Below are 24,417 nucleotides of genomic sequence, written 5' to 3' on the forward strand. Positions count from 1 at the left end.
TTTAAACCATTGATACATCTAATGAGTATATTAGGTTTAACTTCCCATTTTCAAAACCTGTCGGACTTGTACTTCATAGGTTAGACCCTGAAATAAATTCAGGGTGACGGTCAAAATGTTAAGGTTTTACACTTATCCGGATTCCAGCCGAATGGGTAGTAAACTCTGGCGCATACATGCTTTGTAAACTGGTAACCCCATTCGAAAAATTGCCGGCGTGGGTAACCCTTAACGGATATTCGAAAACATAGGTCCCTTTTGGCATGTAACTGATAAAGAAATTGGTTGATGCATCTTTTGTACTTTCATAATAACCCAGACCGTCCTGATATTTATAGCTGGAAATTACATTAACAGGTTCAAAGCCCGAAGAACGCATATCTTTCAGATGGATGTATTCCATATCGCGATCACAATAAATTTCTATGCGCACCTTTAATAAATCGCCGGGCATTAAAACATTTGTGGTAGCTAAGGGCGTCAGGATATCGCCTTTGGCACTGGCTTTTTGAATGAACAATTGTTTTTTGATTTTAACACCTGTGCTGGCAGATGTGATTTTATCCAGTTGCTCAAAATATTGCCAGTATAATGCACCCCAGGCAATGGTCTGGTTATTGTTTTTAACTGTAACACGGCCCATTTCCGGTTGAACATCCTCACCTGCAATGCTTATTTTCTGATAACCGGTCCCGGCCTCCTTTGTGGCATTGGCTTGTTGCAGCGATGCTAATTTCCGGCCACCAATGGTAATTTCTGGTTCATTATTTTCAGCCAATAAATCGGCACCTCTCATTAACAGCGCATAACAGGCTGCAGCAGTGGCTTTAGTCGTTTTCCAATCGTTGGTTTGTTTGTTTTTGAGCAGCCAAATCTTCATTTCCTCTACAGCCTTTGTATCGTTGGCAACTTCATCGAAAGCTTCAATCAATAAAGCCTGCGTTTCAACCGGACTTTGGTACCACCACCAACCTGCTTTATTGGTAGCCCAGTACATCCCCATTTCATCATTTTGTTGTGCGGTTTGCCTTAACAGCGTAATTATTTTTTTTGCTTCTATACTATGGCCGTTTCTGTTGAGCACCAATGCTGCTTGCGCCAATTGATAGGTATCGAAAGTTTTCCAGTTGGATGCCAGTTTTTTGAGGTAAAAATCTTTGGCCTTTAAAAAATCGGCACCGGTATTTTTCTGACCGGTATAACTTCTGGCAAACAGGTAGTGCAGCGGCAGGTAGGCAAATTGTTTTCCCTTCAGTTCCTCTTTATAATCCTTAACAAGTGCCGCATCCAAATAAATAATGGCTTTGTTGAGCATGGCATTAAATTTTGGATAAGCCTTTTCATCAACCATTTTCAGTTTTTTTAACTGCCCCATGCCCAAAACAATATGCTGTGTAATATAACGATCTTCTCGCATACCACTAAACCATGGGAAAGCCCCATTGCTGAACTGCATTTTTTCCAGCTTATCGAAATTGTTTTTCAGTTCATAAGTCATTCTATTTAAATCGAAAAGCACTGCTAAACGCTTCTTACGTTCCGTTTCGTTATCGGCATTGCGCACCCAAGGCGTTTCTTCCAATAAAATTGATTTCAATTCCTGGTTTTTCTCCAGGCTGGACAACAATGCTTCGCCGTTATTGGTGTTTTTCCATTGCTCAAAAACCGTTTTAATTTTTGGTGTCGAATTGATGATGCCCGTTGCGAAACTATTGGCATAAAAGCGGCTAAAAGTTTGCTCGGCACATTCGTAAGGATATTCCATCAGGTAAGGTAGGGCCTGCACCGCATACCAAACCGGGTTTGAAGTAAACTCAAAAGTTAGGCCTTGGTTACGCATGGTTTTAGAACTGCCCGATTTTTCGAGTTTTTCAAAATCAAATGTTTTGGTGGTATTACCACGTACATTTATAGGCATACTTTCAGTAACCAGCATGGCATTGGCCAAAACCGGAATGGTATTTTCTTCACCATCACTGAACTTGCCACTTTGGGCCAAAACTTTATAGGTAATGGCATTAATGCCCGATGGGATAATTAAGGTCCACTTTAAAACGGTATTGCCCTCGTTATCTACTTCAAAAGTTTTATCAGATTGTTCATTTGCTTCAAAAATTTGGATCTGTTTTCCTGTCAAAGCATCTGTAAGTGCTAAACTGGCATTGCCCGCAAGTTTTTTACCGGCTAAGTTATTCAGTTTGGCACTTAATAAAATGGTATCACCTTCCCTAAAAAAGCGCGGTGCGTTTACACTTATGGCCAATTGTTTTTGTGTAACCAGTTCATTGGTAATGGAGGCTGTTTTTAAATCTTTGGTGTGTGCAAAACCCATCATTTTATAGCGGGTTAAACTTTGCGGTATGGTAAATTCAATCTTGATTTCACCTTTGGCATCAGTCAACAACTGAGGATAAAAAAATGCAAGTTCGTTGAAGTTGGTTCGGGCGGCAATATTTGTATTTTTGATAACAGGCTTGCCATCTACGATTTCTAAACCTGTTTTAGGGTCGTAATGGTTAATACTTGCGAAATCGTATGTACCAGTATCATCTACTGCAACTGCTTTCCCCTTTAATTTTTCAACGGTTGGTGGTTCAACACTTAGTCCAGCTAACTTCCCCTGTAAGGTCGACACTCCCCGAATCTGAACGGCTGCTGCCGTCGTGTTCTGCTTTTTTTGCGCCGCATAACCCACAACCACTACCTCATTCAAAGCCTGTCCATCCTCCTTCAAATTTACATCAATCCGTTTTTTATTACCTATTTTTATAGCGTAACGCTTAAAGCCGATAAAAGAGAAGTTCAGTGTCTCTCCAGCTTTGGCATCGATCGTATAAATACCAAAAACATTGGTTGTGGTTACTTTTTTACCTATACTAACCTGCACGCCCGGCAGTATTTCACCCTGACTATCGAACACCACCCCATAAATTAATTTACCGTTTTCTAATTCCGCCAGCTTTTTTACCGCTTCGGGAGACAAGCCTTTTCGTTTAGCCCTTTGTAAATTACTGATGTAGTTCCGGTAGCCATAATTGTATCCGCCATAATAGTTATACCCAAACAGGTTAAGATTTTCATAGCTCCGGGTAATTAAGCTATAATTTTTTTCCTGCCTTAAAAACCATAGGTAGCCTGGGTTAGCCACATTGTTTACATTGAAATTCCAGTTATAAAAACTATAATTAAAGCCGGTTTGCAGATTCGTGTTCCAGTCCATTTGCCTAAGGTCTTCTAAACTTGCATCGTAAAGTGTGGCTACCATTTCGGCCATTTGTTTTTCTCCCATGTTATTACTGATCTGCAGTTTCCAGCTTTCCTTTTCGCCTGGCTGTAATTTATTTCGAAAGGTCAAAAAACGGACGTTCAGTTCTTTCTTTGGATCAACAATTTGAACCAGCTGCATGGAGTTATAAAGGGTCCCCTGATGTACCATCGTAAACTGTACGGCAAAACCATCTTCAGCATTAACTTTTGGTTGTATTTTAACAATGGTCTGTTTTGGCGATAAATTAATCCACACTTTTTCGGCTATGCTATCGCGATAATAAACTTCGTAATAAGCCTTGCTGTTTTCTGTTAAACCGGCCAAACGGAAAATGGCACTTTCATTGGGTTTGATCACCGTAACCTCCGGTGTAACCCATTCGATGTTTGATTGTATTACAGCTGGCATATCATGATAAACGACAAGATATCTATCTAGTTTAACCGTATCATTTTGTCCGTTTACTGCCGTTAAACTTATTTTATAATAACCTGGCTTCAGGTCTTTCTGGCTGAAACTCAAATTTCCGGTTCCATTTTTGGCACTGAGGTATTGTGTAAATTCTACTGATTTTACCGGCCATTTGGTTACTTCAAGTTCATTATTATAATCATCATCAGGGAAGTTTTTAATAAAATTTTCCTTGCTCATAGCATAGTTTTCGGCATAAAACGGACTTTTGTTCATCAACCTGGATGGTGCCTGGAGTAAACTCCATTCTGCTTTCACATCAGCTTTAATGGCCTGATGATTTAAATTGGTAACCGAAAAAGAGAGGCTATCTGCTTTATTGCTCAAATACACCACTTGTGCTGTACTGATGTTAAGCATAATGTCTTTCTTCCCTACAGTAAGGTTGATCGTCTTTGAACGGGTTTCCCCATTTAAATCGGTTATATCGGCTACGATTTCGTAGACATAATTTTTACTGGTATCCGTAGCATTTGCAAAAAAGGTAATCTCAAATTTACCGTCCGCTTTCGTATTTGTTTTACCAATGGCTACCTGTTTTCTTGCAACATTTATCCCCGAACCATAAACTGTACTCGGTTGCCCATAGCTAAGTCTGTAATCATACATCAGGTTTCTAAAAACTTTATAAGCCACCTTCGCGTTGCTTACCGAATAGCCCGAAAATGAACTGGCTTTACCCTCAACTCTGATGCTATCGTTCAATTTATAATGTTTGTTGGGTTTATCAAATACTACTTCAAAAGTAGGACGCTTATACTCTTCAACCTGTACAGCAATGCGGCCATAATCGGTTTCAATTTCCATGCTCCCGTTTAATATGCCCATCGGGATGGTAAAAGAGCCCTGGAATGTGCCATAATCATTACTCATCAGTTTCGTCGTGGTAATCTCTTTTCCATTGGCATCATTAAAAGAAACATCAACATCTTTATTTATTTGGATTTTATTTTCTCCGTTCAGGATTTTTAAACACAATCCTTTATAATAAACGGTTTGCCCGGGGCGGTAAATAGGCCTATCGGTGAAAAGAATCACCCGTTCATCATCTTCATCATCCCGGTAGCCGTTATAGTTGTTGATGTATAATTTCAATTCATCTTTTCCGAGCGTAACTACCGCGTAAGCCATATTTCTGTCGGTTTCATATGTACTGGCATAACCTTTATCATTGGTTGTAATTAAGGCGCCATCAATAAACTTCCGGGTATTATAATCATATCTCCGTTGCTGAATCTTTACGTTTTTTAACGGTGTACCATTGTTCAGCTGACTGACAAAAAATTCGTGTTTTTCGATATTACGCCTATTAATCACTGCCATAGCCGTAACCTTGAAATTGATGTTGCTATAAACGGTATCGTTCTGGTTGCGGTTAATGGTTTGTGCAATTAAAGTATAACTGCCAAAAGGCAATCCCTCCATTTTATCTACTAAACTGTGGGTTTGATAATCGTTAGTCCGGGGGACAGCTATTATCCAATGCCTCAAAGCTTTATTATTTTTCAAAAAAGCTAAGAAACCGGCTTTATTGTTAAACTGTTCATATTCATTTTTAAATTCGGGCGAATGGTATAGCCTCAGCTGTACACTATCAGTGTTTTTATATGATAAATATAATTGGCCTGGCCGATCGGGCTGTATAAATTCTTTTACCTGAACCGATAAACTACTGCTTTTAATATCTTCAATTAAATTTCTGGCGTTCTCAGCCCCAATGCTCTTTGGAAAGGTATTTACCGCTTTTTCGGCCAAAGCAACCGCCGTAATCAGGTTCTGCTTATTGGTATCAATAGGTAACTGTGCATTTTTATGTAAAACGGCCTGCTCAAACAAAATATCAGCAAAAACCTCGCTTTTAATACTTTGCTCAGCCAACCGGCTTAAGGCATTATTATATAATTCCTGACCGTCGCCAACAAAATGCTGGTATACAAATTTTAACCGTTTTAAATCCACATCTGCCAGTGCTGAAAAATTATTACTTTTCTGATGAAATGCGATCAGGTTTTTAAACAGCTGCAAAGCCTGCGTTTTAAAAGAGGTACTATCGATAGGTATTTCAGTAGTTAAGAATACCTGTCTGCTTCCCAACCAATCAACATTGCTCATATCAATTGATTCATCATCATGTAGTGTGAGGCCTATTTGAGTGTTGCTGAAAACATCAATGGCACGGTGGGCCAGCAGATCGTATATTGTAGGCCTGAAGCTTCTGTATGTTTTATCGCCGACCAAAACGGCATCTAAAGTATCTACTTTTGTCTGTTGTAAAATCTGGCTGTCTTTTAAAGATAAAAGGTAATATTTTACGGTTTCATCATTCAGTTTTTTGATGTCCCAGGTTTTAATATCCTCTCCAATATCACCCTGTACCCGCGTACGCTCATTAATCTGCCAACGGTTTTGTTTAAGATAGTTCCAATAGGTTTCTGCTAAAAGTGATTGTAAAATGCTTTTAGCAGGCTGTTTGGCATTGCCAATATCTTTACGCAAATCCATCAAAATTTTATCAAAGGCATTTTCTTCCAGGTAACTTTGAAACATCATCCGATAAATAACTGATTTAATAAGCAAAGGCATATTGTCCGTTTGCCTGGCCTGCTTATATATCTTGTCAATCAATGCAAGCGCATCTTTAGGTTTCGCCTGGGTTGCAATGGAATCTACCCTGTAAAAATCGATCAGCGTAAATTTATGCTGTGCAGAAACATTAAAGGAAAACAAAAGGATAAAAAGAAATAATGTGGAGATACGTAATAATATTTTCATAAGTATGGATTGCGTTTTTAATATTGATGGAATGAAGGCTTAAATTCCATAAGCAATTTAGATTTTATCTGATTTTTATACGAATCTAAGTGTTGATGAACCAAATGTTACAAGCCACAAACATTAAGGTTTTTAACATTCAATGCATAACATTATCTTTGCTTGATGTCAACACAATTAAAAAATCTATCTGATTTCTCTCACACTACGGTTCCTAGTGGTGAAAATTATAAATTCGGAATTATTGTAGCCGAGTGGAATGCCGAAATTACGGGTGCATTATACAACGGCGCATTGAAAACCCTGCTGGCAAATGGCGTTGCTGAAGAAAATATAATTTCTTTACCCGTACCGGGCAGTTTTGAATTAACGAGCGGCGCAGAAATTTTATTGAGCAAAAGAAGCGATATAGATGCCGTAATCTGCCTGGGTTGCGTCATCCAAGGAGACACGAAACATTTCGATTTTATTTGCGATGCGGTAGCACAAGGAATAACCAACGTTGGTATTAAATATAGTAAACCGGTTATTTTTGGCGTTTTAACGACCAACAACCTGGAGCAGGCTCAAGACCGTGCAGGCGGCAAACACGGTAACAAAGGCGATGAAGCTGCAATTACCGCTATTAAAATGGCTGATTTTTCTGCGCAAATTTAAACTTGTCTTTTAATAATTATTTGTAACTTAGGCGTTTAAAATTTATCAGATCAGATGATGCCATCAGGACCAGTTCGTGATCGCTTCATTACCATTGAAACAAAATTAAACAGATGAAAAAAGTAGCCATCTTATTATTGGCGGTGTTCTGCACCATTACCATTTTAGAATCTTGTTCTTCTAAACTTTGCCCGGCCTATGGATCTTATCCTGAAGGAAGACGCAGAAGAAACTAACCCAACTATTTCTAATCTTCATATTCAGGTCATTTGCAGAACTTTATTAAGCTGCAATTGTTATTCTGTAAATCATATCATAAATATCATGACTTGGGTTAACTTAACTTCAATGGAGCAGCTTGACGAGATCAAGAATGCAAGCGGTTTTAGTCTTATTTTTAAACACAGCACACGTTGTTCAATTAGTTTAATGGCTAAAAAGAATTTCGAATTTGACTGGGATGTTATTCCGTCGGAAACAAAACTTTATTTTTTAGATTTAATCAGCTATCGCGATATTTCTAACCAGATTGCAGAAGTATTTCAGGTAGCACATCAATCACCGCAGATTTTATTGATTAAAAATGGTGATTGTGTATTAGAAGCATCGCATAGCGATATTTCTGCTGATGAAGTTGCAGAAGTGATCGCGGCATAACGATAGAAAAATTCAGACAAAGGGTATTCAAGCAATTGGATACCTTTTTTTTGCGGTTGTTTTTTTAAAAAAGCGACGTTCAGCGTCTGACAAGTTATCGAAGACTTGTTATCCTTTCACCAAACGTTCCTACGGAACGAAAAAGCTACTTCCTTTTTAGGTTACCCATAACACGTCCTTACGGGACGCACCTAACTCTCCCAGGTCTCCGGAGTATTCTGAAACGATATGGATGAACAACGAAAAGAGAATCTCAGCTGCGCCTATTATTGAGTTTGTAAACTCAATTCCATTTGTAAATCCGTAGGAGACGCTACGCTTAACTCTACGAACAGATATGTGCTCACAGACCAAGGGTACTTTCAAAAAAAAGGTCCCGATTTATACCGAGACCTAAATAATATTTGATTTATTATAGCTTAAGCTACTACCGTGTTTTCTATTTTCAACACCCTTGATGTTCTTGTTCTGGTTTCTCTGCACAATTCAGGATCCTGAGCAAGTGGTTTTCCATAAGTAGGAATCATCTCTTTGATTTTTGCCTGCCATTCATCAGTGGCCAAATCATCGGCAAAACAACGATTTAACAAGTCGAGCATAATAGAAACCGCTGTTGATGCTCCGGGAGATGCGCCCAACAAGGCCGCGATAGAACCATCGGCAGCACTAACCACCTCTGTACCAAACTCTAAAATCCCACCTTTTTTCTCATCCTTTTTAATCACCTGAACGCGCTGACCAGCATATTCCAATTCCCAATCTTTTAGCTCAGCAGTTGGTAGATATTCTTTTAATGCTTCCAATCTATCTTCTGGCGACTGCCTAACCTGTTCGATTAAATATTTTGTTAAATCGAGGTTATGTAAACCAGCCGAAATCATTGGTCGGATATTGTTAAATTTTATTGATTTTGGTAAGTCTAAAAACGATCCGTTTTTGAGAAATTTAGTCGAGAAACCTGCATATGGCCCAAACAACAATGCCTGCTTGCCATTAATCATTCGCGTATCCAGGTGCGGTACCGACATGGGTGGAGCGCCAACCGCAGCCTTACCGTAAACTTTGGCGTGGTGTTTTTTGATAATTTCTTCGTTGGTGCATTTTAACCATTGTCCGCTAACCGGGAAACCGCCAAATCCTTTTCCTTCCGGGATATCAGATTTTTCCAACAACGGCAATGACCCGCCACCGGCACCGATAAATACAAATTTAGCTACTCTTTTGCGTTTGTCGCCACTTTCCAGATCTTTAACCTTTACAATCCAGTTCCCATCCTTATTCTTCTTTAAGTCGCGGATTTCGTGATTGAAATACAGGTTAACGTTGCTTTCTTCCTTTAAGTGGTTAAACATATCGCGGGTTAACGTACCGAAGTTGACATCAGTACCCAAATCCATTTTAGTAGCCGCAATTTTCTCGCCTTTTTTACGACCATCCATAATCAATGGTGCCCAGCTTTTTACAAGCTCAGCATCTTCTGTATATTGCATGTCGCTAAACAGATCGCATTGAGTTAAGGCATCATAGCGTTTTTTAAGATATTCGACATTCTTTTTACCCCAAACAAAACTCATGTGTGGAATATTGCGGATAAAATTGCAGGGATCAGATACCAGTCCCTTGCTCACCAGATATGACCAAAATTGCTTGGAAACCTCAAAATGCTCTGCAATTTGAACCGCTTTTTTTATTTCGATAGAACCATCTTTCTTTTCGGGGGTGTAGTTTAATTCGCAAAAAGCCGAATGTCCTGTACCAGCATTATTCCATGCATCAGAACTTTCTGCTGCCGCAATATCTAAACGTTCGTAAATTTCTATGCTTAAATTCGGCTCTAATTGTTTTAATAAAACACCAAGGGTTGCACTCATGATGCCAGCCCCTATCAAAATTACATCAGCGTCAGTTTTGCCAACTGTCTTTTTCTTTTTTGTCATCTTAGCTTAAAGGAGTTACAAATTTAGAATGATTTTAAACATACCACGAATTTTGGAGAGATTAAATCTTAAAAAATTGCTCAAAAATTAGAAATATTTCTAGTTTTTTAACAATTAATAATCAAATTTTAATCCAAAAAACAGTTTGATCAATTAAAAACAAAAAATGCAGGTTGAAGTTTACAAAAAGCTGGCTACTAAAACTGCTAATCGCATTGATAATTAAACGGTAACATGGCTTAGAATATTAACCAACTTACCAAATGGATCTCTGGTGTAAAACCGCCTTACACCCCATGGTTCGTTAACCGGTCCGTATTCTACAGGAAGCCCGGCCGCTTTTACCTTTTCAAATACATCATCAACATTGTCTACCTCAACGGATAAATCTGGCGTTGGTGTACCTGATCCTCCTTCAGACGCGAAACTGATCTGTACATCCATCTTTTCACCTATCGCACCGTAAGTTGCAATCCAGCCATGGTCCATGATTAGATCAAGTCCCAAAATGTTTTTATAGAAACTGGCCGCAGCTAAAATTTCCGGCGTATCAATATTAAGTACAATTCTTTTTACCATAAGGAAAAAGGTTAAATGGTATTTCATCATGAGCCTGTCGCAGGAACTACCTAAATAGGATAATCGTTTCGACAGGCTCAATGAGACATAAATTCAATATTGAGTGGAACTGTATTTTCCGAATTAGTTTTTAAGCTTAGCTTTAAATACTTTTTCCAGTTTCTGTATTTTTGGAAGGATAACCAACCGGCAATACGGCTCACTCCCGTTTTTGTTAAAATAATTCTGGTGATAATTTTCAGCGACATAAAAAGGCTTTGCGGCCTCTATTGCCGTCACCACTTTCTTGCCATAAGCATTGGTTTTGTTTAATTCGGCCTTGTACTTTTCTGCCAATGCTTTTTGCTCTGCTGAATGATAAAAAATTACCGATCGGTATTGTGTACCGCTATCTGCGCCCTGGCGATTTAGTGTAGTCGGATCGTGGCTTTTCCAAAAAACTTCCAATAGCTCATCGTAAGAAATCACCATTGGGTTATAGGCAATCTCCAAAACCTCGGCATGCCCGGTAGCCCCTGTACAAACCTCTTCGTAAGTTGGGTTGCTCAACGTACCGCCTTCATAACCTGATTTTACAGAGATTACACCTTTTAATCTTTGAAATATCGCTTCGGTACACCAAAAACAGCCCATACCAAAAGTCGCCTTTTCCGTCTTTTTTCCTTGTGCATTTGCCTGGTTTAACGACAGTATGGCAAGTAGGATCAAAAATATTTTTCTCATGTGTGTTTTTATTTATATCTAATTATACGCAAAATAAAAGGGTGTAGTTTGTATTAAATCAATAATGGATTTTGTATGACAATCGCAACAAATTGTTGATTCTGCTGGTAATGTTAACAACTTAATACATTAAATAACAAATATTTAAGTCGTTATTTTATTATCAAAACACACTTATTAACAATTCTTTTTTAAATTCGTACAACATTATAAATATAAGATTATGTCTACACCGTATATCCCCTGTTTAGATTTAGGTTCCTACATCAACGGTTCTGAAGAAGATCGTAAAAGGTTTTCTGATGAATTAGGCAGGGCTTTTAACGATTCTGGTTTCGTTACCATTACCAACCATGGTTTAAGTCAGGAATTGATTGATAAACTTTACGAAAACATCAAAGCGGCATTTTCGTTACCCGTTGAAATCAAAAGGAAATATGAAAAACCAGAATTGGCAGGCCAGCGCGGCTATACCAGCGCGGGTAAAGAGACGGCTAAGGGTGCAAAGACACCTGATTTAAAAGAATTCTGGCAGATTGGGCAAGAAGTAACCGATGGCGATCCGGTTAAAAATGAATATCCTGATAATGAAATTTTAGAGGAATTACCTGACTTTAATAAGGTAACGGGAGAAATCTATAAAAAACTGGAAGAAAACGGAACGCACTTATTGCGTGCCATTGCCACTTATTTAGAGTTGCCGATCAATTATTTCGATCAACATGTCCATAATGGAAATTCTATTTTGAGAGGTATCCATTACTTCCCGATCGAAAACCCTGAAACCATTCCGGATGATGCGGTACGCGCAGGCGCACATGAAGACATCAACCTGATCACCTTGTTAATTGGTGCCAGTGCCGATGGTCTTGAGGTGTTAACAAGAAGCAACGAATGGTTGCCAATTAAAGCACACCATACTGATATTGTGGTAAATGTAGGTGATATGTTGCAGCGCTTAACCAATAATAAACTAAAATCGACAACGCACAGGGTAGTAAATCCGCCACGTGAGTTGATGAAAACTTCCCGTTACTCTGTTCCATTCTTTTTACACCCGCGCAGCGATATGGATTTAACCAGTTTACCATCAACCATTGATGCGGAACACCCTAAAGCCTATAGCGATATGACGGCTGGTGAATACCTGGATGAAAGGTTAAGGGAAATTGGATTGAAGAAGTAGTATGGAGTTGGGAGTCCCCAGTCTTGAGTCTCCAGCGAATTTTATAAAAAACATTAAAAGCACCAGTTTCAGCCGGTGCTTTTTTTTGGTCCTTTGACCATTAGCTAAAAGAGTCACTCACTTTTACATATTGACATATAAATCTTAGATTTATGATAGTGTTTCATTAACAAAATTATGTTACCAGAGGATTATCTAGAAAACTATCAAAACTTATTTTCGGTTTTTAGCGCCATACACCCCCTTAGTAAAGAACTCAAATCTGCTATTGTTAAAAATAGCCATATTGCTCAAGTCAAAAAGAAGACCGTAATATTAAGCGCTGGAGAAAGCAGCAATGCCATCTATTTTATTGTTTCAGGAGCCGCAAGAGTATATTATCTTGATAAAGATGGCAAGCAGACCAATACCTGGTTTTTATTCGAAAACGAATTATTGATTTCTGTTTATGGTTTCTTTACCGGGCAGCCGAGTTTCGAATATATTGAAACAATGGAGAACACAACCTTGGTAGTTGTAAAAAAAGAAAAACTGGACGAAATATATCGCAAGTTTATGGAGTTCAATTTTATTGGCCGGAAACTGACAGAATATTACTATATCCGTAATGAACTACAAACTAATGAATTACGGATGTTAAGCGCGAAAGAACGTTATGAAAACCTACTCAAGCGAAATCCACACTTTTCCAGCGCGTCTCTTTAGGCCATATTGCCTCTTATTTAGGCATCTCGCAGGAAACATTAAGCAGGATTAGAAAGTAAATTTGTTTTTTGACTTTTATCAAAAATCAGCAACTTATACATCCATAGATTTGAATCAATAAATCTTAAATCTATGTTAATTATAATCTTTATCGTATTCGGATGCTGCTTTCTTATTGAAAAAATTAAACCGGGCTGGAAGTTGCCAAAGGTCTCAACCTGGACCGTTAGGGTTTTAGGAATTAATTTCATCCAATTGAGCATCGTTCTTTTAGCTGGCTTTACCTGGGAGAAATGGCTATCTTCTGTTTCGCTATTCCACCTTTCAAACTACATGCCCAATTGGCTGGGTGGAATCATAGCCTATTTTATTGCGACGTTTATTTTTTATTGGTGGCACCGTTGGAGACATACAATAGATTTTTTATGGCTGGGTTTTCATCAGATTCATCATAGCCCACAACGCCTGGAGGTGATTACCTCCTTTTATAAACATCCATTGGAAATGACTGTAAATTCGATTATTGGAAGCCTTTTAGTTTACACCTTGCTAGGTCTAAATCCCGAAGCAGGGGCTATTTACACCCTATGTACCGCCTTAGGCGAGTTTTTCTACCATACCAATATGAAAACGCCACAATGGATTGGCTATATTTTCCAGCGGCCGGAAATGCATCGTATTCATCACGAATATGAAAAACACATTCACAATTATGGGGATATTGTTTGGTGGGATATGTTATTCGGCACCTATAAAAACCCAAAAGAATTTAAAAGTTCATGTGGATTCGACAATGAAAAGGAACAAAAGTTATTGGATATTATGATGTTTAAAGATGTACACAGGCAGTAGACTGTCCTTCTTCTTAATCCCCTTAAATCAGCAATTAGATAAAAATTTACTTAATTATTTCCGTGAAATAGACTTTAAGCGGATACGACATAACCTGTAAGTTAAAGGATGATGTCATTTGCAATTAGCGCTCAGAGTTGTCAACTTTATAGCAAACCGGCTATTAAAGTTGACAACTCTGAATAATACACCAAGTTCTATTTTTTCGATTCATCAATGGCTTTATTGATTACATCCTGAATTCTACCCCTGATTTTTAAATTGGAAAGTTTATCGGTAACAGTTGGATTTACACGGTTAGATAAAAATACATAAACCAACCCCCGTGACGGATCTACCCAAACGCAGGTTCCGGTATATCCGGTATGACCATAAGTTTGTGGTGAGGCCAGATCAGAAGGATAATGTTTGGTGCTATCCGGGTCCCAAAGATCGAAACCTAAACCCCTGCGGCTCACATTTGATTGTTTGGAAGTAAAAAGATCTACCGTTGTATTTTTGAAATAAGTTTCTCCTCCATAGGTACCACGGTTTAACAACATCTGGTAAATAATGGCCAGATCGTTGGCACTGGCAAATAAACCGGCATGACCTGAAACTCCACCTGCTAAGGCCGCGCCCTGATCGTGCACATAACCTACAAGTAAGGTTTTTCTAAAATACTTATCATCTTCGGTTGGAATGATCTGCTCCGGTTTAAAACGGTTGCGCGGCAGAAAACCTGCCGTTTGCATCCCTAGTGGCTTGTAAAAGTTTTCGTAAGTGTATTGATTTAAAGGCTCCTCGCTAATATGCTCTACAATATCTTTCATTACATACATGCTTATATCGCTGTACACATATTTACCCCGCGTTTTGATGGGCGAATTTAGCATCTTAGGCCACATGAAATCTTTAAAAAAGCCTTTTTTGATATAATAATTATCGGCTACTTTGGTTGGATAGGCTGCAGATGAATCTCTGCTATAATCGCCGGTTTTAACGTAATCATGAAAAGGAATGTAAGGGATAAAACCTGCCTGGTGCAACATCACTTCGCGTACCTGAATATTATTCATAGGCGTAGTGCGTGCTTTAGGAATGTACGCCCCGATATTGGTATCCAGTTTCAGTTTTCCTTCTTCAAACAAGCGCATTACCGCTGGTGTAGTTGCCGTTATTTTCGTTACGGATGCAAGATCAAAAATATCGGTTACCTTATCTGGCACATTGCTATCATAGGTATGATTACCATAAGCCTTATTAAAAATTACTTTACCATCCTTCGCCACCAAAACCACTAATCCTGGAGTAGCTTTTTGTGCGATAGCTTCGGCAGCAATAGCATCAATTTCTTTTAAGTTGTTAGCATTTAAACCAGCATCTTCCGGAACGGTATATTTTAATCGCGTAGCTGTTGTCGTAAAACCAGACCCCATCGTATAACGGGCAGAATAAGCAGTGGTTAACTTATTTGAAGCAGCCATACCTCCAAAAATATACTGCGGTACAATAGCCGCAGCATCAGCATTGTTTTGACTGGTCCATATAATCGGCGATCTTAACAGATCGAATGATTTTAAACCGGGTCCATTGCCAAAAAATGAAACAATTACCTGTTTATTTTTACTAATACTGTTAATGAAGTTAATGTATCGGGCCTTAGTTACCTGCTGATCATCAATCGCAACTAAAATGGTATTGAAATATTTAAGGTCATCTTCCAGATCATTCAAATTCAGGCTATCTTTATAAGAATTAGTAGAAAACGAGGTGACCTTATCATATTTATTAGCCAGACTATCAAAAACGTTGCTATAGGCAAAGCCAAGGCTAACCGAAGCGATATTTTTTTTTGCTAATGATTTTAAAGGAATAATTCCATCCTGATTGTTTAACAAAACCGTTGTGTTAGCAATTGCATTCGCAATAGCCAATTTTTTTTCATTCGCTGTATGATCCTGTGCGCAGGCCATTAAACATAAAATATTGCAACAAAATGCTACAGCCATAATACACAATCTATTTCGCTTCATATACTTTTTCTCCGTTCAGATAGGTTTTTAAAATTTTGGTTTTTAATATATTTTGTGGCATTGATTTCAAAATATCGTGATCAAGCATAACAAAATCGGCTAATTTGCCTTTCTCAAGGCTACCTTTTTCATGTTCTTCGAAATTGGCTTTTGCTGCCCATATCGTCATTCCGCGTAGGGCCTCTTCAGGTGTCAGGGCATTTTCTACCTGAAAACCTCCCTTCGGAAAACCTTTTGCATCTGCTCTTACCGTTGCTGCATAAAACGTTAATAATGGATTAATGTTTTCTACAGGAAAATCTGTACCTAATGGAATCCAACCGTTTTGTTTTAGCAATTGTTTGTAGGCATATGCATTTTTTAACCTTTCACCACCTAAACGCTGTTTCGCCCAATACATATCGGAAGTGGCATGTGTAGGTTGCACGGAAGGAATAACACTGGCGTTTCCAAACAGGTTAAAATCTTTAGCATTAACTACCTGGGCATGTTCAATCCGCCAGCGCTGATCGTTTTTACCCTTTAAAATTTTATTGTAAATATTGAGGATTACGCGATTGGCCGAATCTCCAATGGCATGGGTACACATCTGGAAATGATTGGCAGCTATTTTTGCGGCCACTTCTTCAAAATGTTTCTGATCGCTTAATAAAAAACCGGTTTTATCTGGCATATCGTGATAAGGATGCAGCAGACAGGCACCACGCGAACCTAAAGCGCCATCGGCATACACCTTAAAAGCACGAACATTTAACCGGTCGGTTTTGATCGGGCCACGGTTAAAAAGATAGGTATAATTATCAGGCTCATCTGAAAGCATGACGTATAGCCTTATTTTCAGTTTTTTCGATTGCTGCAGTTTTTCGATAAACTCAACCGTCAGATAACTTAATCCACAATCATCAATGGTGGTTAAACCAGCAGCGAAACAGTTCTGCTGCGCATCCATAAATATCTTTTCGGCCAGTTTAGCATCTGGCGATGGGATTTTACGCTCTACTAACGCTACTGCATTATCAATCAACACGCCAGTAAGTTTGCCGTTTTGGGTAAGCATATCGCCACCTGCCAATTTTTGCTCACTTTTAATCCCAGCTTCATCCAGGGCTTTTTGGTTTGCAATGGCGGCGTGTCCATCAATCCGGTTTAAAAATACCGGTCGATCTGGAAAAAGAGCGGTCAACTTTTCATTTGTAGGAAAGGCTTTATTGTCCCAATCGTTTTGGTCCCAGCCATTGCCGATTAACCAGCCATCGGGATGCGTTCTGGCAAAATCAGTTAAACGGGTAAGCACTTCATCCCAGGATTTGGTTTCCCGCAGATCAGCGGTTTGCAAACTTTGTCCATAGCCATAAAAATGGGCATGTGCATCTATAAAACCGGGATAAATGGCTTTGCCTTTCGCATTGATTTCTTCTTTTGCTGCATATTGATCTTTTATCTCATCACTTCTACCCAGTGCCAGGATTTTTCCATTTTTTACTGCAAACGCTTCAACCGTATCAAACTTACTGTTAACGGTATAAACCCTTGCATTGTAAACAATGACATCAACCGCTTCCTTTTTGGCGCAGGAAGTAAACAACAATGCCAGAAAAAGACTGTATAAGATGGATTTCATTCCGCTAAAGATAGAAAAATGAAAGCATTTGGATTTGTAAATTCGGTTTTACAGAAAGACGACTCAATCGTGCATCAATCCTGGTCTTAGCGTCTCGCTAAGACCTTATAACTATACCACAATTTTTTGCCATGGAAACACAGAAAGCACGGAAATATAGCTTGACTTGATCAACCCTGGTCTTAGCGTCTCGCTATGACCTTATAACTATACCACAATTTTTTGCCACGGAAACACAGAAAGCACGGAAATATAGCTTGATTGATTAAATACCCGTAAACAAGCAAAAATTCTTCACCAGTTCAGAACGGCAGGCCCATGTAAAATAAACCTGATGGGAACGGCACCTTTTCTGGCTGTCACCCTGAGCGGAGTCGAAGGGCAGCCAAAAAGTATAGTGTACAGCAGGACTACCGGAACCGATTGGTGCAGAACCCTGCTTTTCAAAAAAACAAAACTGAGGCAAGAATAACAAATTGTTCCTTACAAAGATTCTTCACTGCGTTCAGAATGACGGGCAGCAATTCAATCCTATTTACCCACAGTCATTTATATGTTGAGTTTTAAACAAATCAGGTTCTTTAAGCTTATTTTGCATAATTTAGCAAATTCACTTTGCCTTAATACATGACTGATATTATTCACTTATTGCCTGATGCTGTTGCCAATCAGATTGCTGCCGGAGAAGTGGTTCAACGACCTGCTTCTGCGGTAAAAGAATTGCTCGAAAATTCGATAGATGCTGGTGCAGATAAGATTCAACTGGTAATAAAAGATGCAGGCAAGGCATTGATTCAGATTATTGATAATGGCTGTGGAATGAGCGTTACCGATGCCAGGATGTGTTTCGAACGCCATGCTACATCGAAAGTAAAAAAAGCAGAAGATTTATTCGCCATCCGTACCATGGGTTTTCGTGGTGAGGCCATGGCTTCTATTGCAGCCATTGCACAGGTAGAAATGAAAACCCGCAGGCACGAAGATGAAATAGGCACTTGCATTTCTATCGAAGGCGCTCAGGTAACCAATCAGGAACCGGTAGCTACGTCTCCCGGAACGCAGATTTCCATTAAAAACCTGTTTTTTAATACGCCAGCCAGAAGGAACTTCCTGAAAAGCAACCCGGTAGAAATGCGTCACATCATAGATGAATTTCAACGCGTAGCATTGGCACATCCAGGTGTTTTTCTCAGCCTGCACCATGATGGGGTTGAAATTTTCAACCTTCCAAAGGGCAACTTAAAACAGCGCATCGTCCATCTTTTTGGCAACAACTATAACGAACGTTTGGTCCCTGTTGAGGAAGAAACCACGATTATTAACTTAAAAGGATACATCGGCAAGCCTGCTTTTGCAAAAAAAACCAGGGGTGAACAGTTCTTTTTTGTAAATAACCGCTTTATTAAAGACCCCTACTTAAATCATGCAGTAAGCTCTGCTTTTGAAGAGTTACTGCCTGATGATAGTTACCCGTTATATGTATTGTTTATCGAGATCGACCCTTCAAAAATCGATGTAAACGTACACCCTACCAAAACAGAAATTAAATATCTGGATGAAAAGTCGATTTACGCCATCATGAGATCGGCTGTAAAACGTTCTATTGGCCGGTATAATATTGCCCCGACGCTGGATTTTGATCAGGAAACAGGTTTCAGCAATATGATTACTCATAAGGCAGTTGAAGATATTGTACCACCGAGTATTAATTTCAATCCTGATTTCAATCCTTTTGCGAATGACAGCAGTTCTACCTCCGGTTATGCCTCTTCGCCAAGAAATTACGATGCAAAACCGAGCGCCAAAAACTGGGGTTCGCTTTACGATATAACCGAACAGCCTGTTGTAGAGCAAACCTCTATTTATGAGGATGAAACTGTTTTGGAAACGAAGCAGAAACAATATATGCAATTACATAACCGCTATATTGTTTCGCAGATCAAGTCGGGGTTGATGGTGATCGACCAACAAATGGCACACGAGCGGATCCTTTACGAGCGTTTTCTCGTACATCTGGATGACCGCAAAGGCGCATCGCAGCAGAGTTTATTTCCGCAAACCATTACGCTAAATGCGAATGATTTCGAACTGGCCAAAAGTTTACTGGATGATATAAAAAGCCTGGGCTTTGATGTACGGGAATTCGGGAAAAATACGTTGGTAGTAGAAGGTGTTCCGGTTGACCTGGGCAGCAGCAACATCAACGAAACGCAATTATTTGAGCAATTGATTGAGGGCTTTAAAAACTCACAACAAGAATTAAAGTTGAGCAAACGCGATAGCCTGGCAAGAAGCCTGGCAAAAAACAGCGCCATAAAAGCCGGAACAAGTCTTGGTCAGGAAGAAATGAATACACTAATTGATGAGCTTTTTGCCTGTAAAACGCCTAACTTTAGTGTAAGTGGCAAACCGATTATCCAAACCATTACACTGGCAGAGCTGGATAAGAAGTTTGAGAAGGGATAGTGGTTTTTAGTTTGGAGTGAGGGTTTGGAGTCGGGAAGTCGAGGATCCGAAGATATGGAGCAGACAGACTAAGCAGTAGATCGAAAGCACTAAAGCTTTGATGCCCTTAAATGTCTTATATGGTGAAAAAAGACAGAAGTTGGGAAGTAGAGGTCAGAAGATATGGAGCAGACAGAACCAGAAGACTTAAAGCCTGGGGATTCTTAAAATATAAAAATCTGGCAACAAACATACCTCCCTTTAAAAGAGGCTATTAGATAAATAACAGTTAACCGATTTAAAAATTAACCAGTTAACCCATTTTAAATTAAATGAACAACATATATATTCCACCAGTAGTAAAAAACCTACTGATTATTAACGTCTTATTTTTCGTAGCCACTTATTTATTAACTAGCCTTCATCTGGATGATATTTTAGCTGTTTATTATTTTGATTCGCCTAAATTTGAGATATGGCAACCCATTAGCTACATGTTTATGCATGGTGGCATAGCGCATATTTTCTTTAATATGTTTGCGTTGTACTCCTTTGGAAGCATCCTTGAATCGAGATGGGGCGGCAAAAAGTTTATCATTTTTTATTTTATTACTGGTTTGGGAGCATTGGCCCTACAGTGGGCAGTACAGGCTTATGAGGTACACCAAATTATAGGTAGCGCCACCAATAATGGAAAAATAAACCTTGCCGCATTATTTCAGGGCGAATTTAATACTTCACAGCTTTCAATGGCACAAGCCGTTACACTTAGAAGCATCTACTTTGGTGGCATGGTTGGCGCTTCGGGTGCTATTTTTGGTCTGTTGGTTGCTTTTGGCATGCTTTATCCAAATGCCGAACTACTGATTATGTTTATCCCGGTTCCTGTAAAAGCTAAATATATTATACCCATTTATATTTTAGTAGAGTTATCTTTGGGTGTTGCCCAGTTTGAAGGCGATTCCATCGCCCATTATGCACACCTGGGAGGTGCCTTAATTGGCTTTATACTGGTTAAAATATGGAAAGATAAAAACGATACATTTTATACACTCTATGAATAATACTTTCAAAGATTTAAAATACAAGGTTTTTCAATCGGGCAACCCATTGTTCTTTTACATCGGGATTAATGTTATCCTTTTTTTAGTTACTGCCATTATTGGCGTAGTTGTTTTTTTAGGTCGTATTCCTGTCGATACCAATTTATGGATCAGGGAATATGTAGGCTTGCCGGCTAGTCTTCCGAAATTACCGGAACGTTTTTATACCCTGTTTACGTATATGTTTTTTCACGACGGGATTCTCCACGACGGGATTCTCCACATCTTGTTTAACATGCTCGGCTTATTTTGGTTCGGCAACATATTTATGAATTTCCTGAAAAGCAGGCAGTTTCATTTTGTATACCTTGCAGGCGGCTTATTTGGTGGTTTATTTGCTCTTGCTGTATTAAATATATTCCCTGTTTATGCTGATGGATTAGCTGGCGTAACGATTATCGGAGCGTCGGCCGCCGTAATGGCCATTATTTTCGCGGCAGCCACGCTGGTACCCAATTACAGCATTATGCTGCTTTTCTTTGGCGAGGTTAAAATAAAGTGGATCGCCATTGTATATTTTATCCTGGATTTTATTGCTATCGGCTCTGTAAATGCCGGTGGAAGTTTAGCGCATATTGGTGGTGCACTTTTAGGTTTCACCTTCATTAAAAGTTTGCAGAACGGACGGGATTGGAGCAAGATATTTGAGCGTAAACCAAAATTAAAGGTAGTACGGAATGAAAAACCAGTTAAAAAACCTGAATTTAAAGGCGGAGTAACACAACAGGAAATAGATGCCATTTTAGATAAAATATCAACTTCAGGCTACGATAAATTAACAACTGTAGAAAAGGAAAAACTATTTAAGGCAAGTAAAGATTAATGGCTACGAAAGCGAAGAAATACAGTTTCATAGATAAGCTCCTCTTGCCTATCGCGATTCTATTGGCAATTGCTTTGCTTTTAGGGGTGCTGGCCGGAAATATGGATCCGAGAAAACACGCCATTATAGCTTTTTTCGGGCTTGCTTACCCGTTTGTCTTATTTGCGAATATAATTTTCCTGGTTTGGTGGTTTTTAAGCAAGAAATGGATTTTTGCAATCGCTACCATTCTGGTAATCGCAATGGGTGCTAAAACCTTAAAAGCAACCTTTGCCATTGGTGGTGATGAAGGCAGTGCTGAAAAGGTTGATCATAGCATCAGAATGATGACATACAATGTACACAGTTTTAAATTGTATGGCGAAGACAATACCGAATCGGTAAAGGAAAAGATGCTTCAGGTAGTAAAAGACCAGAATCCGGATATTATCTGCTTTCAGGAATTTTACACCCGTTACAAAGGTGCCTTTGATACGGTTGATAGCCTGAAAGCGTTACTAAACACGAAATATTATTACTTTGTACCCATCGATAAAAATGATTATGAAGCCGTTGGCTTAGCTATATTTTCTAAATATCCGATCGAAAATTCTGGTAAAATCCCTTTTGTTGAAGGCTTCTCCAATAACATGAGTATTTATGCCGATTTAAATATTAAGGGAAAAACCCTGAGAATCTATAACGTACATTTTCAGTCTATTTCTTTTGAAAAGCAGGATTACGAATATTTGGATAAGGTTAAAGAAATGAATACCGAACTGCAGCCCTCTAAACGTATTTTAAGAATGCTTAAAAATGCCTTTCTCAAACGCAGCAGTCAGGTGGACATTATGAAAAAGGAGATGGCCGCCTGTAAAACACCTTACCTTATAGCAGGCGATTTTAACGATACGCCGGCATCTTACGTGGTTACTCAAATTACCGACGGTTTAAATAATAGTTTTATTAAAAAAGGCAACGGTTTCGGTAAAACCTATAACGGCAAATTTCCCAATTTTCAGATCGATTATATTGCTACATCCAAAGAACTTGAGGTGTTGAATTACAAAATCATTCAGGCTAAGTTATCTGATCATTTCCCGGTTAGAAGTGATTTAAGGTTTGTACCTTAAGCTTTCCCTGGTTGTGTCTCTACAGACCAGCCTTGATTATTCCCTTTTTCGTTCTGTGAGGACACAAATCAAGGATAGTTTTTTTTTATAAGAAGCGCAAGGTCTGTACAGAATAATAAGTTTCTTCCCGTTTTCCGCTTTTACGCTTCGCTTCCTCGTACCTCGTTGTTGCAGGGTAACGCTACAACCGGGGCTAGGTGGGCCAAAACAGCATTCCATTTTTGCGGTTGCAGGTCGCAGAACCCTTGTTCATAAACCTGATTGAGCGGAATAGCCAGCAGCGTAGCGAGGACTATAAGCGAAAGCGGGGCTGAAAACCGCCAAGCCCTACAACCCGTTCATTTCCTAATTCTATTTCAGTCGGTAAGACATCAACCAATAGCAAAATTATATTTTCTTACCATACATCAACAATAGGTCTATTCCTTATTTCCATATTTGCTTTATAAAATTTAAAAAAAATCTTCAAAAATATGAGCTTAATAGATGCCCTGAACTGGCGTTATGCCGTTAAGAAAATGAATGGTCAGCCTGTTGAACAAGAAAAGGTTGATAAAATTATTGCTGCAGCACATTTAGCACCAACGTCATCAGGTTTACAGCCTTTTAAAATCATTGTGGTAACCAACCAGGAGTTGAAAGAAAAAATTGCACCGATTGCTTTTAACCAATCGCAAGTAATTGATTCTTCTCACTTATTGATTTTTGCCGCAAACGAAAACTATACAGAAGAAGGTATAGACGAAGTTTTCGACAGAATGAATACCGAACGTGGTTTACCATTGGATACTACAGATGCTTACAAAACACAACTTAAAGGTATGCTTCTAAACAGAACAGCAGAAGAAAACTTTAACCATGCGGCCCGTCAGGCTTATATTGCTTTCGGTATTGCCATTGCAGAAGCTGCTGTGTTAAAAGTAGATGCTACACCAATGGAAGGTTTTAACGGACCTGCTTTAGACGAACTTTTAGGCTTAGACAAAAAAGGCTTAAAAAGTGTTACTTTATTGCCTTTAGGATACAGAGACGAAGCGGGTGATTGGTTAGTGAACCTTAAAAAAGTACGTACACCAAAACAAGAGTTCTTGATTGAATTGAAATAACAGGCAAACACCATTATAATTAAAACGGGCCGCTTATTTAGCGGCCTTTTTTGTTTTACATTTTTTTCATACCAGATATTATATGACAAAAATCCGTCATTGCGAACTGAAGCGCTGCCAGTGGAATGGCGTGAAGCAATCTTTACACATAAATTTAACTCGAAAGATTGCTTCGTCGGCTGAAAAAGCCTTCTCGCAATGACGGTGGCGATTAGTTTGAAAACTACTACCTATTAACCGATTTAAACAATTCACCTGAAAAGCCTCCATATATTAGATCCTGAAACAAATTTATAGCTATCGAATCAGGAGAATACGGCATGCGGGGGATGAACCAATGACAAGTGAGCCAATGAACCTGAATCTTTTGTAAAAAAATGTTAAA

General features: G+C 38.9%; 18 protein-coding genes. 12 read left to right on the plus strand and 6 right to left on the minus strand.

Annotation, left to right across the window (positions count from 1 at the left end; all coding sequences use genetic code 11):
- Positions 1-118: 118 nt before the first annotated feature.
- Positions 119-6,511: an alpha-2-macroglobulin family protein gene (locus BM107_RS13360; protein ID WP_090984091.1), complete on the minus strand. Its 6,393-nt coding sequence runs from the start codon at positions 6,509-6,511 to the stop codon at positions 119-121.
- A 165-nt stretch (positions 6,512-6,676) separates the two neighbouring features.
- Here BM107_RS13360 and ribH point away from each other — a divergent pair, with 165 nt between their 5' ends.
- The 3 genes from ribH (at position 6,677) to ytxJ (ending at position 7,825) form a co-directional block, all read left to right on the plus strand.
- A complete protein-coding gene (ribH, locus tag BM107_RS13365; RefSeq protein WP_090984093.1) occupies positions 6,677-7,168 on the plus strand; it encodes a 6,7-dimethyl-8-ribityllumazine synthase in 492 nt (163 codons plus the stop codon).
- Between the two features lie 113 nt (positions 7,169-7,281).
- Positions 7,282-7,404, plus strand: coding sequence for a hypothetical protein (locus BM107_RS25205; RefSeq protein ID WP_262503181.1), 123 nt, complete (start codon positions 7,282-7,284; stop codon positions 7,402-7,404).
- An 88-nt stretch (positions 7,405-7,492) separates the two neighbouring features.
- A complete protein-coding gene (ytxJ, locus tag BM107_RS13370) occupies positions 7,493-7,825 on the plus strand; it encodes a bacillithiol system redox-active protein YtxJ (protein ID WP_090984233.1) in 333 nt (110 codons plus the stop codon).
- A 419-nt stretch (positions 7,826-8,244) separates the two neighbouring features.
- On the opposite strand, the gene BM107_RS13375 is transcribed toward ytxJ, so the two are convergent.
- From BM107_RS13375 to msrA, 3 genes are all read right to left on the minus strand, one after another.
- The gene (locus BM107_RS13375) at positions 8,245-9,762 is read right to left on the minus strand and encodes a malate:quinone oxidoreductase (protein ID WP_090984095.1); all 1,518 of its coding nucleotides are present in this window, start codon (positions 9,760-9,762) and stop codon (positions 8,245-8,247) included.
- 222 nt (positions 9,763-9,984) lie between these two features.
- Positions 9,985-10,341 carry a VOC family protein gene (locus tag BM107_RS13380; protein WP_208864383.1) on the minus strand — a complete coding sequence of 119 codons (357 nt, stop codon included), beginning with the start codon at positions 10,339-10,341 and terminating at the stop codon, positions 9,985-9,987.
- 123 nt (positions 10,342-10,464) lie between these two features.
- Positions 10,465-11,064 (minus strand): peptide-methionine (S)-S-oxide reductase MsrA, encoded by a 600-nt coding sequence (gene msrA, locus BM107_RS13385; RefSeq protein ID WP_090984099.1) that lies wholly within the window; start codon positions 11,062-11,064, stop codon positions 10,465-10,467.
- 223 nt (positions 11,065-11,287) lie between these two features.
- Here msrA and BM107_RS13390 point away from each other — a divergent pair, with 223 nt between their 5' ends.
- The 3 genes from BM107_RS13390 to BM107_RS13400 all read left to right on the plus strand — a co-directional run bounded on the left by BM107_RS13390 (position 11,288) and on the right by BM107_RS13400 (position 13,807).
- A complete protein-coding gene (locus BM107_RS13390) occupies positions 11,288-12,250 on the plus strand; it encodes an isopenicillin N synthase family dioxygenase (RefSeq protein ID WP_090984102.1) in 963 nt (320 codons plus the stop codon).
- Between the two features lie 177 nt (positions 12,251-12,427).
- The gene (locus BM107_RS13395) at positions 12,428-12,955 is read left to right on the plus strand and encodes a Crp/Fnr family transcriptional regulator (protein ID WP_090984104.1); all 528 of its coding nucleotides are present in this window, start codon (positions 12,428-12,430) and stop codon (positions 12,953-12,955) included.
- Positions 12,956-13,087: 132 nt separating this feature from the next.
- Positions 13,088-13,807 (plus strand): sterol desaturase family protein, encoded by a 720-nt coding sequence (locus BM107_RS13400; protein WP_090984106.1) that lies wholly within the window; start codon positions 13,088-13,090, stop codon positions 13,805-13,807.
- Between the two features lie 197 nt (positions 13,808-14,004).
- On the opposite strand, the gene BM107_RS13405 is transcribed toward BM107_RS13400, so the two are convergent.
- Both BM107_RS13405 and BM107_RS13410 read right to left on the minus strand, forming a co-directional pair.
- The gene (locus BM107_RS13405) at positions 14,005-15,798 is read right to left on the minus strand and encodes a serine hydrolase domain-containing protein (RefSeq protein WP_244278808.1); all 1,794 of its coding nucleotides are present in this window, start codon (positions 15,796-15,798) and stop codon (positions 14,005-14,007) included.
- Positions 15,799-15,808: 10 nt separating this feature from the next.
- Complete coding sequence (locus BM107_RS13410; RefSeq protein ID WP_090984110.1) at positions 15,809-17,443, minus strand: amidohydrolase; 1,635 nt, start codon at positions 17,441-17,443, stop codon at positions 15,809-15,811.
- Between the two features lie 627 nt (positions 17,444-18,070).
- On the opposite strand from BM107_RS13410, the gene mutL reads away from it, so the two are divergent.
- The 6 genes from mutL to BM107_RS13435 all read left to right on the plus strand — a co-directional run bounded on the left by mutL (position 18,071) and on the right by BM107_RS13435 (position 24,032).
- Positions 18,071-19,909 (plus strand): DNA mismatch repair endonuclease MutL, encoded by a 1,839-nt coding sequence (mutL, locus tag BM107_RS13415; RefSeq protein ID WP_090984112.1) that lies wholly within the window; start codon positions 18,071-18,073, stop codon positions 19,907-19,909.
- Between the two features lie 119 nt (positions 19,910-20,028).
- Positions 20,029-20,166 (plus strand): hypothetical protein, encoded by a 138-nt coding sequence (locus BM107_RS24710; protein WP_159435242.1) that lies wholly within the window; start codon positions 20,029-20,031, stop codon positions 20,164-20,166.
- Between the two features lie 54 nt (positions 20,167-20,220).
- Complete coding sequence (locus tag BM107_RS13420; RefSeq protein ID WP_090984114.1) at positions 20,221-20,952, plus strand: rhomboid family intramembrane serine protease; 732 nt, start codon at positions 20,221-20,223, stop codon at positions 20,950-20,952.
- On the plus strand, positions 20,945-21,814 hold the full coding sequence (locus BM107_RS13425; protein ID WP_090984116.1) for a rhomboid family intramembrane serine protease: 870 nt from the start codon (positions 20,945-20,947) through the stop codon (positions 21,812-21,814). Before BM107_RS13420 ends, BM107_RS13425 begins: the two co-directional genes overlap by 8 nt.
- Positions 21,814-22,926 (plus strand): endonuclease/exonuclease/phosphatase family protein, encoded by a 1,113-nt coding sequence (locus BM107_RS13430; protein WP_090984118.1) that lies wholly within the window; start codon positions 21,814-21,816, stop codon positions 22,924-22,926. The genes BM107_RS13425 and BM107_RS13430 overlap by 1 nt, the downstream gene beginning before the upstream one ends.
- A 473-nt stretch (positions 22,927-23,399) precedes the next feature.
- Positions 23,400-24,032, plus strand: coding sequence for an NAD(P)H-dependent oxidoreductase (locus BM107_RS13435; protein WP_090984120.1), 633 nt, complete (start codon positions 23,400-23,402; stop codon positions 24,030-24,032).
- Positions 24,033-24,417 lie beyond the last annotated feature (385 nt).

It is taken from the genome of Pedobacter suwonensis, from assembly GCF_900111825.1.
Taxonomy (GTDB): domain Bacteria; phylum Bacteroidota; class Bacteroidia; order Sphingobacteriales; family Sphingobacteriaceae; genus Pedobacter; species Pedobacter suwonensis.

Excerpts from the sequence above, each read along its gene's own strand:
- BM107_RS13425 (WP_090984116.1), top strand. The coding sequence starts at position 20,945 with ATGAATAATACTTTCAAAGATTTAAAATACAAGGTTTTTCAATCGGGC.
- BM107_RS24710 (WP_159435242.1), top strand. The coding sequence starts at position 20,029 with ATGGTGAAAAAAGACAGAAGTTGGGAAGTAGAGGTCAGAAGATATGGA.
- msrA (WP_090984099.1), bottom strand. The coding sequence starts at position 11,064 with ATGAGAAAAATATTTTTGATCCTACTTGCCATACTGTCGTTAAACCAG.
- BM107_RS13360 (WP_090984091.1), bottom strand. The coding sequence starts at position 6,511 with ATGAAAATATTATTACGTATCTCCACATTATTTCTTTTTATCCTTTTG.
- ribH (WP_090984093.1), top strand. The coding sequence starts at position 6,677 with ATGTCAACACAATTAAAAAATCTATCTGATTTCTCTCACACTACGGTT.
- BM107_RS13380 (WP_208864383.1), bottom strand. The coding sequence starts at position 10,341 with ATGGTAAAAAGAATTGTACTTAATATTGATACGCCGGAAATTTTAGCT.
- BM107_RS25205 (WP_262503181.1), top strand. The coding sequence starts at position 7,282 with ATGAAAAAAGTAGCCATCTTATTATTGGCGGTGTTCTGCACCATTACC.
- BM107_RS13420 (WP_090984114.1), top strand. The coding sequence starts at position 20,221 with ATGAACAACATATATATTCCACCAGTAGTAAAAAACCTACTGATTATT.
- BM107_RS13410 (WP_090984110.1), bottom strand. The coding sequence starts at position 17,443 with ATGAAATCCATCTTATACAGTCTTTTTCTGGCATTGTTGTTTACTTCC.
- BM107_RS13435 (WP_090984120.1), top strand. The coding sequence starts at position 23,400 with ATGAGCTTAATAGATGCCCTGAACTGGCGTTATGCCGTTAAGAAAATG.
- mutL (WP_090984112.1), top strand. The coding sequence starts at position 18,071 with ATGACTGATATTATTCACTTATTGCCTGATGCTGTTGCCAATCAGATT.
- BM107_RS13405 (WP_244278808.1), bottom strand. The coding sequence starts at position 15,798 with ATGGCTGTAGCATTTTGTTGCAATATTTTATGTTTAATGGCCTGCGCA.
- BM107_RS13395 (WP_090984104.1), top strand. The coding sequence starts at position 12,428 with ATGTTACCAGAGGATTATCTAGAAAACTATCAAAACTTATTTTCGGTT.
- ytxJ (WP_090984233.1), top strand. The coding sequence starts at position 7,493 with ATGACTTGGGTTAACTTAACTTCAATGGAGCAGCTTGACGAGATCAAG.
- BM107_RS13400 (WP_090984106.1), top strand. The coding sequence starts at position 13,088 with ATGTTAATTATAATCTTTATCGTATTCGGATGCTGCTTTCTTATTGAA.
- BM107_RS13390 (WP_090984102.1), top strand. The coding sequence starts at position 11,288 with ATGTCTACACCGTATATCCCCTGTTTAGATTTAGGTTCCTACATCAAC.
- BM107_RS13430 (WP_090984118.1), top strand. The coding sequence starts at position 21,814 with ATGGCTACGAAAGCGAAGAAATACAGTTTCATAGATAAGCTCCTCTTG.
- BM107_RS13375 (WP_090984095.1), bottom strand. The coding sequence starts at position 9,762 with ATGACAAAAAAGAAAAAGACAGTTGGCAAAACTGACGCTGATGTAATT.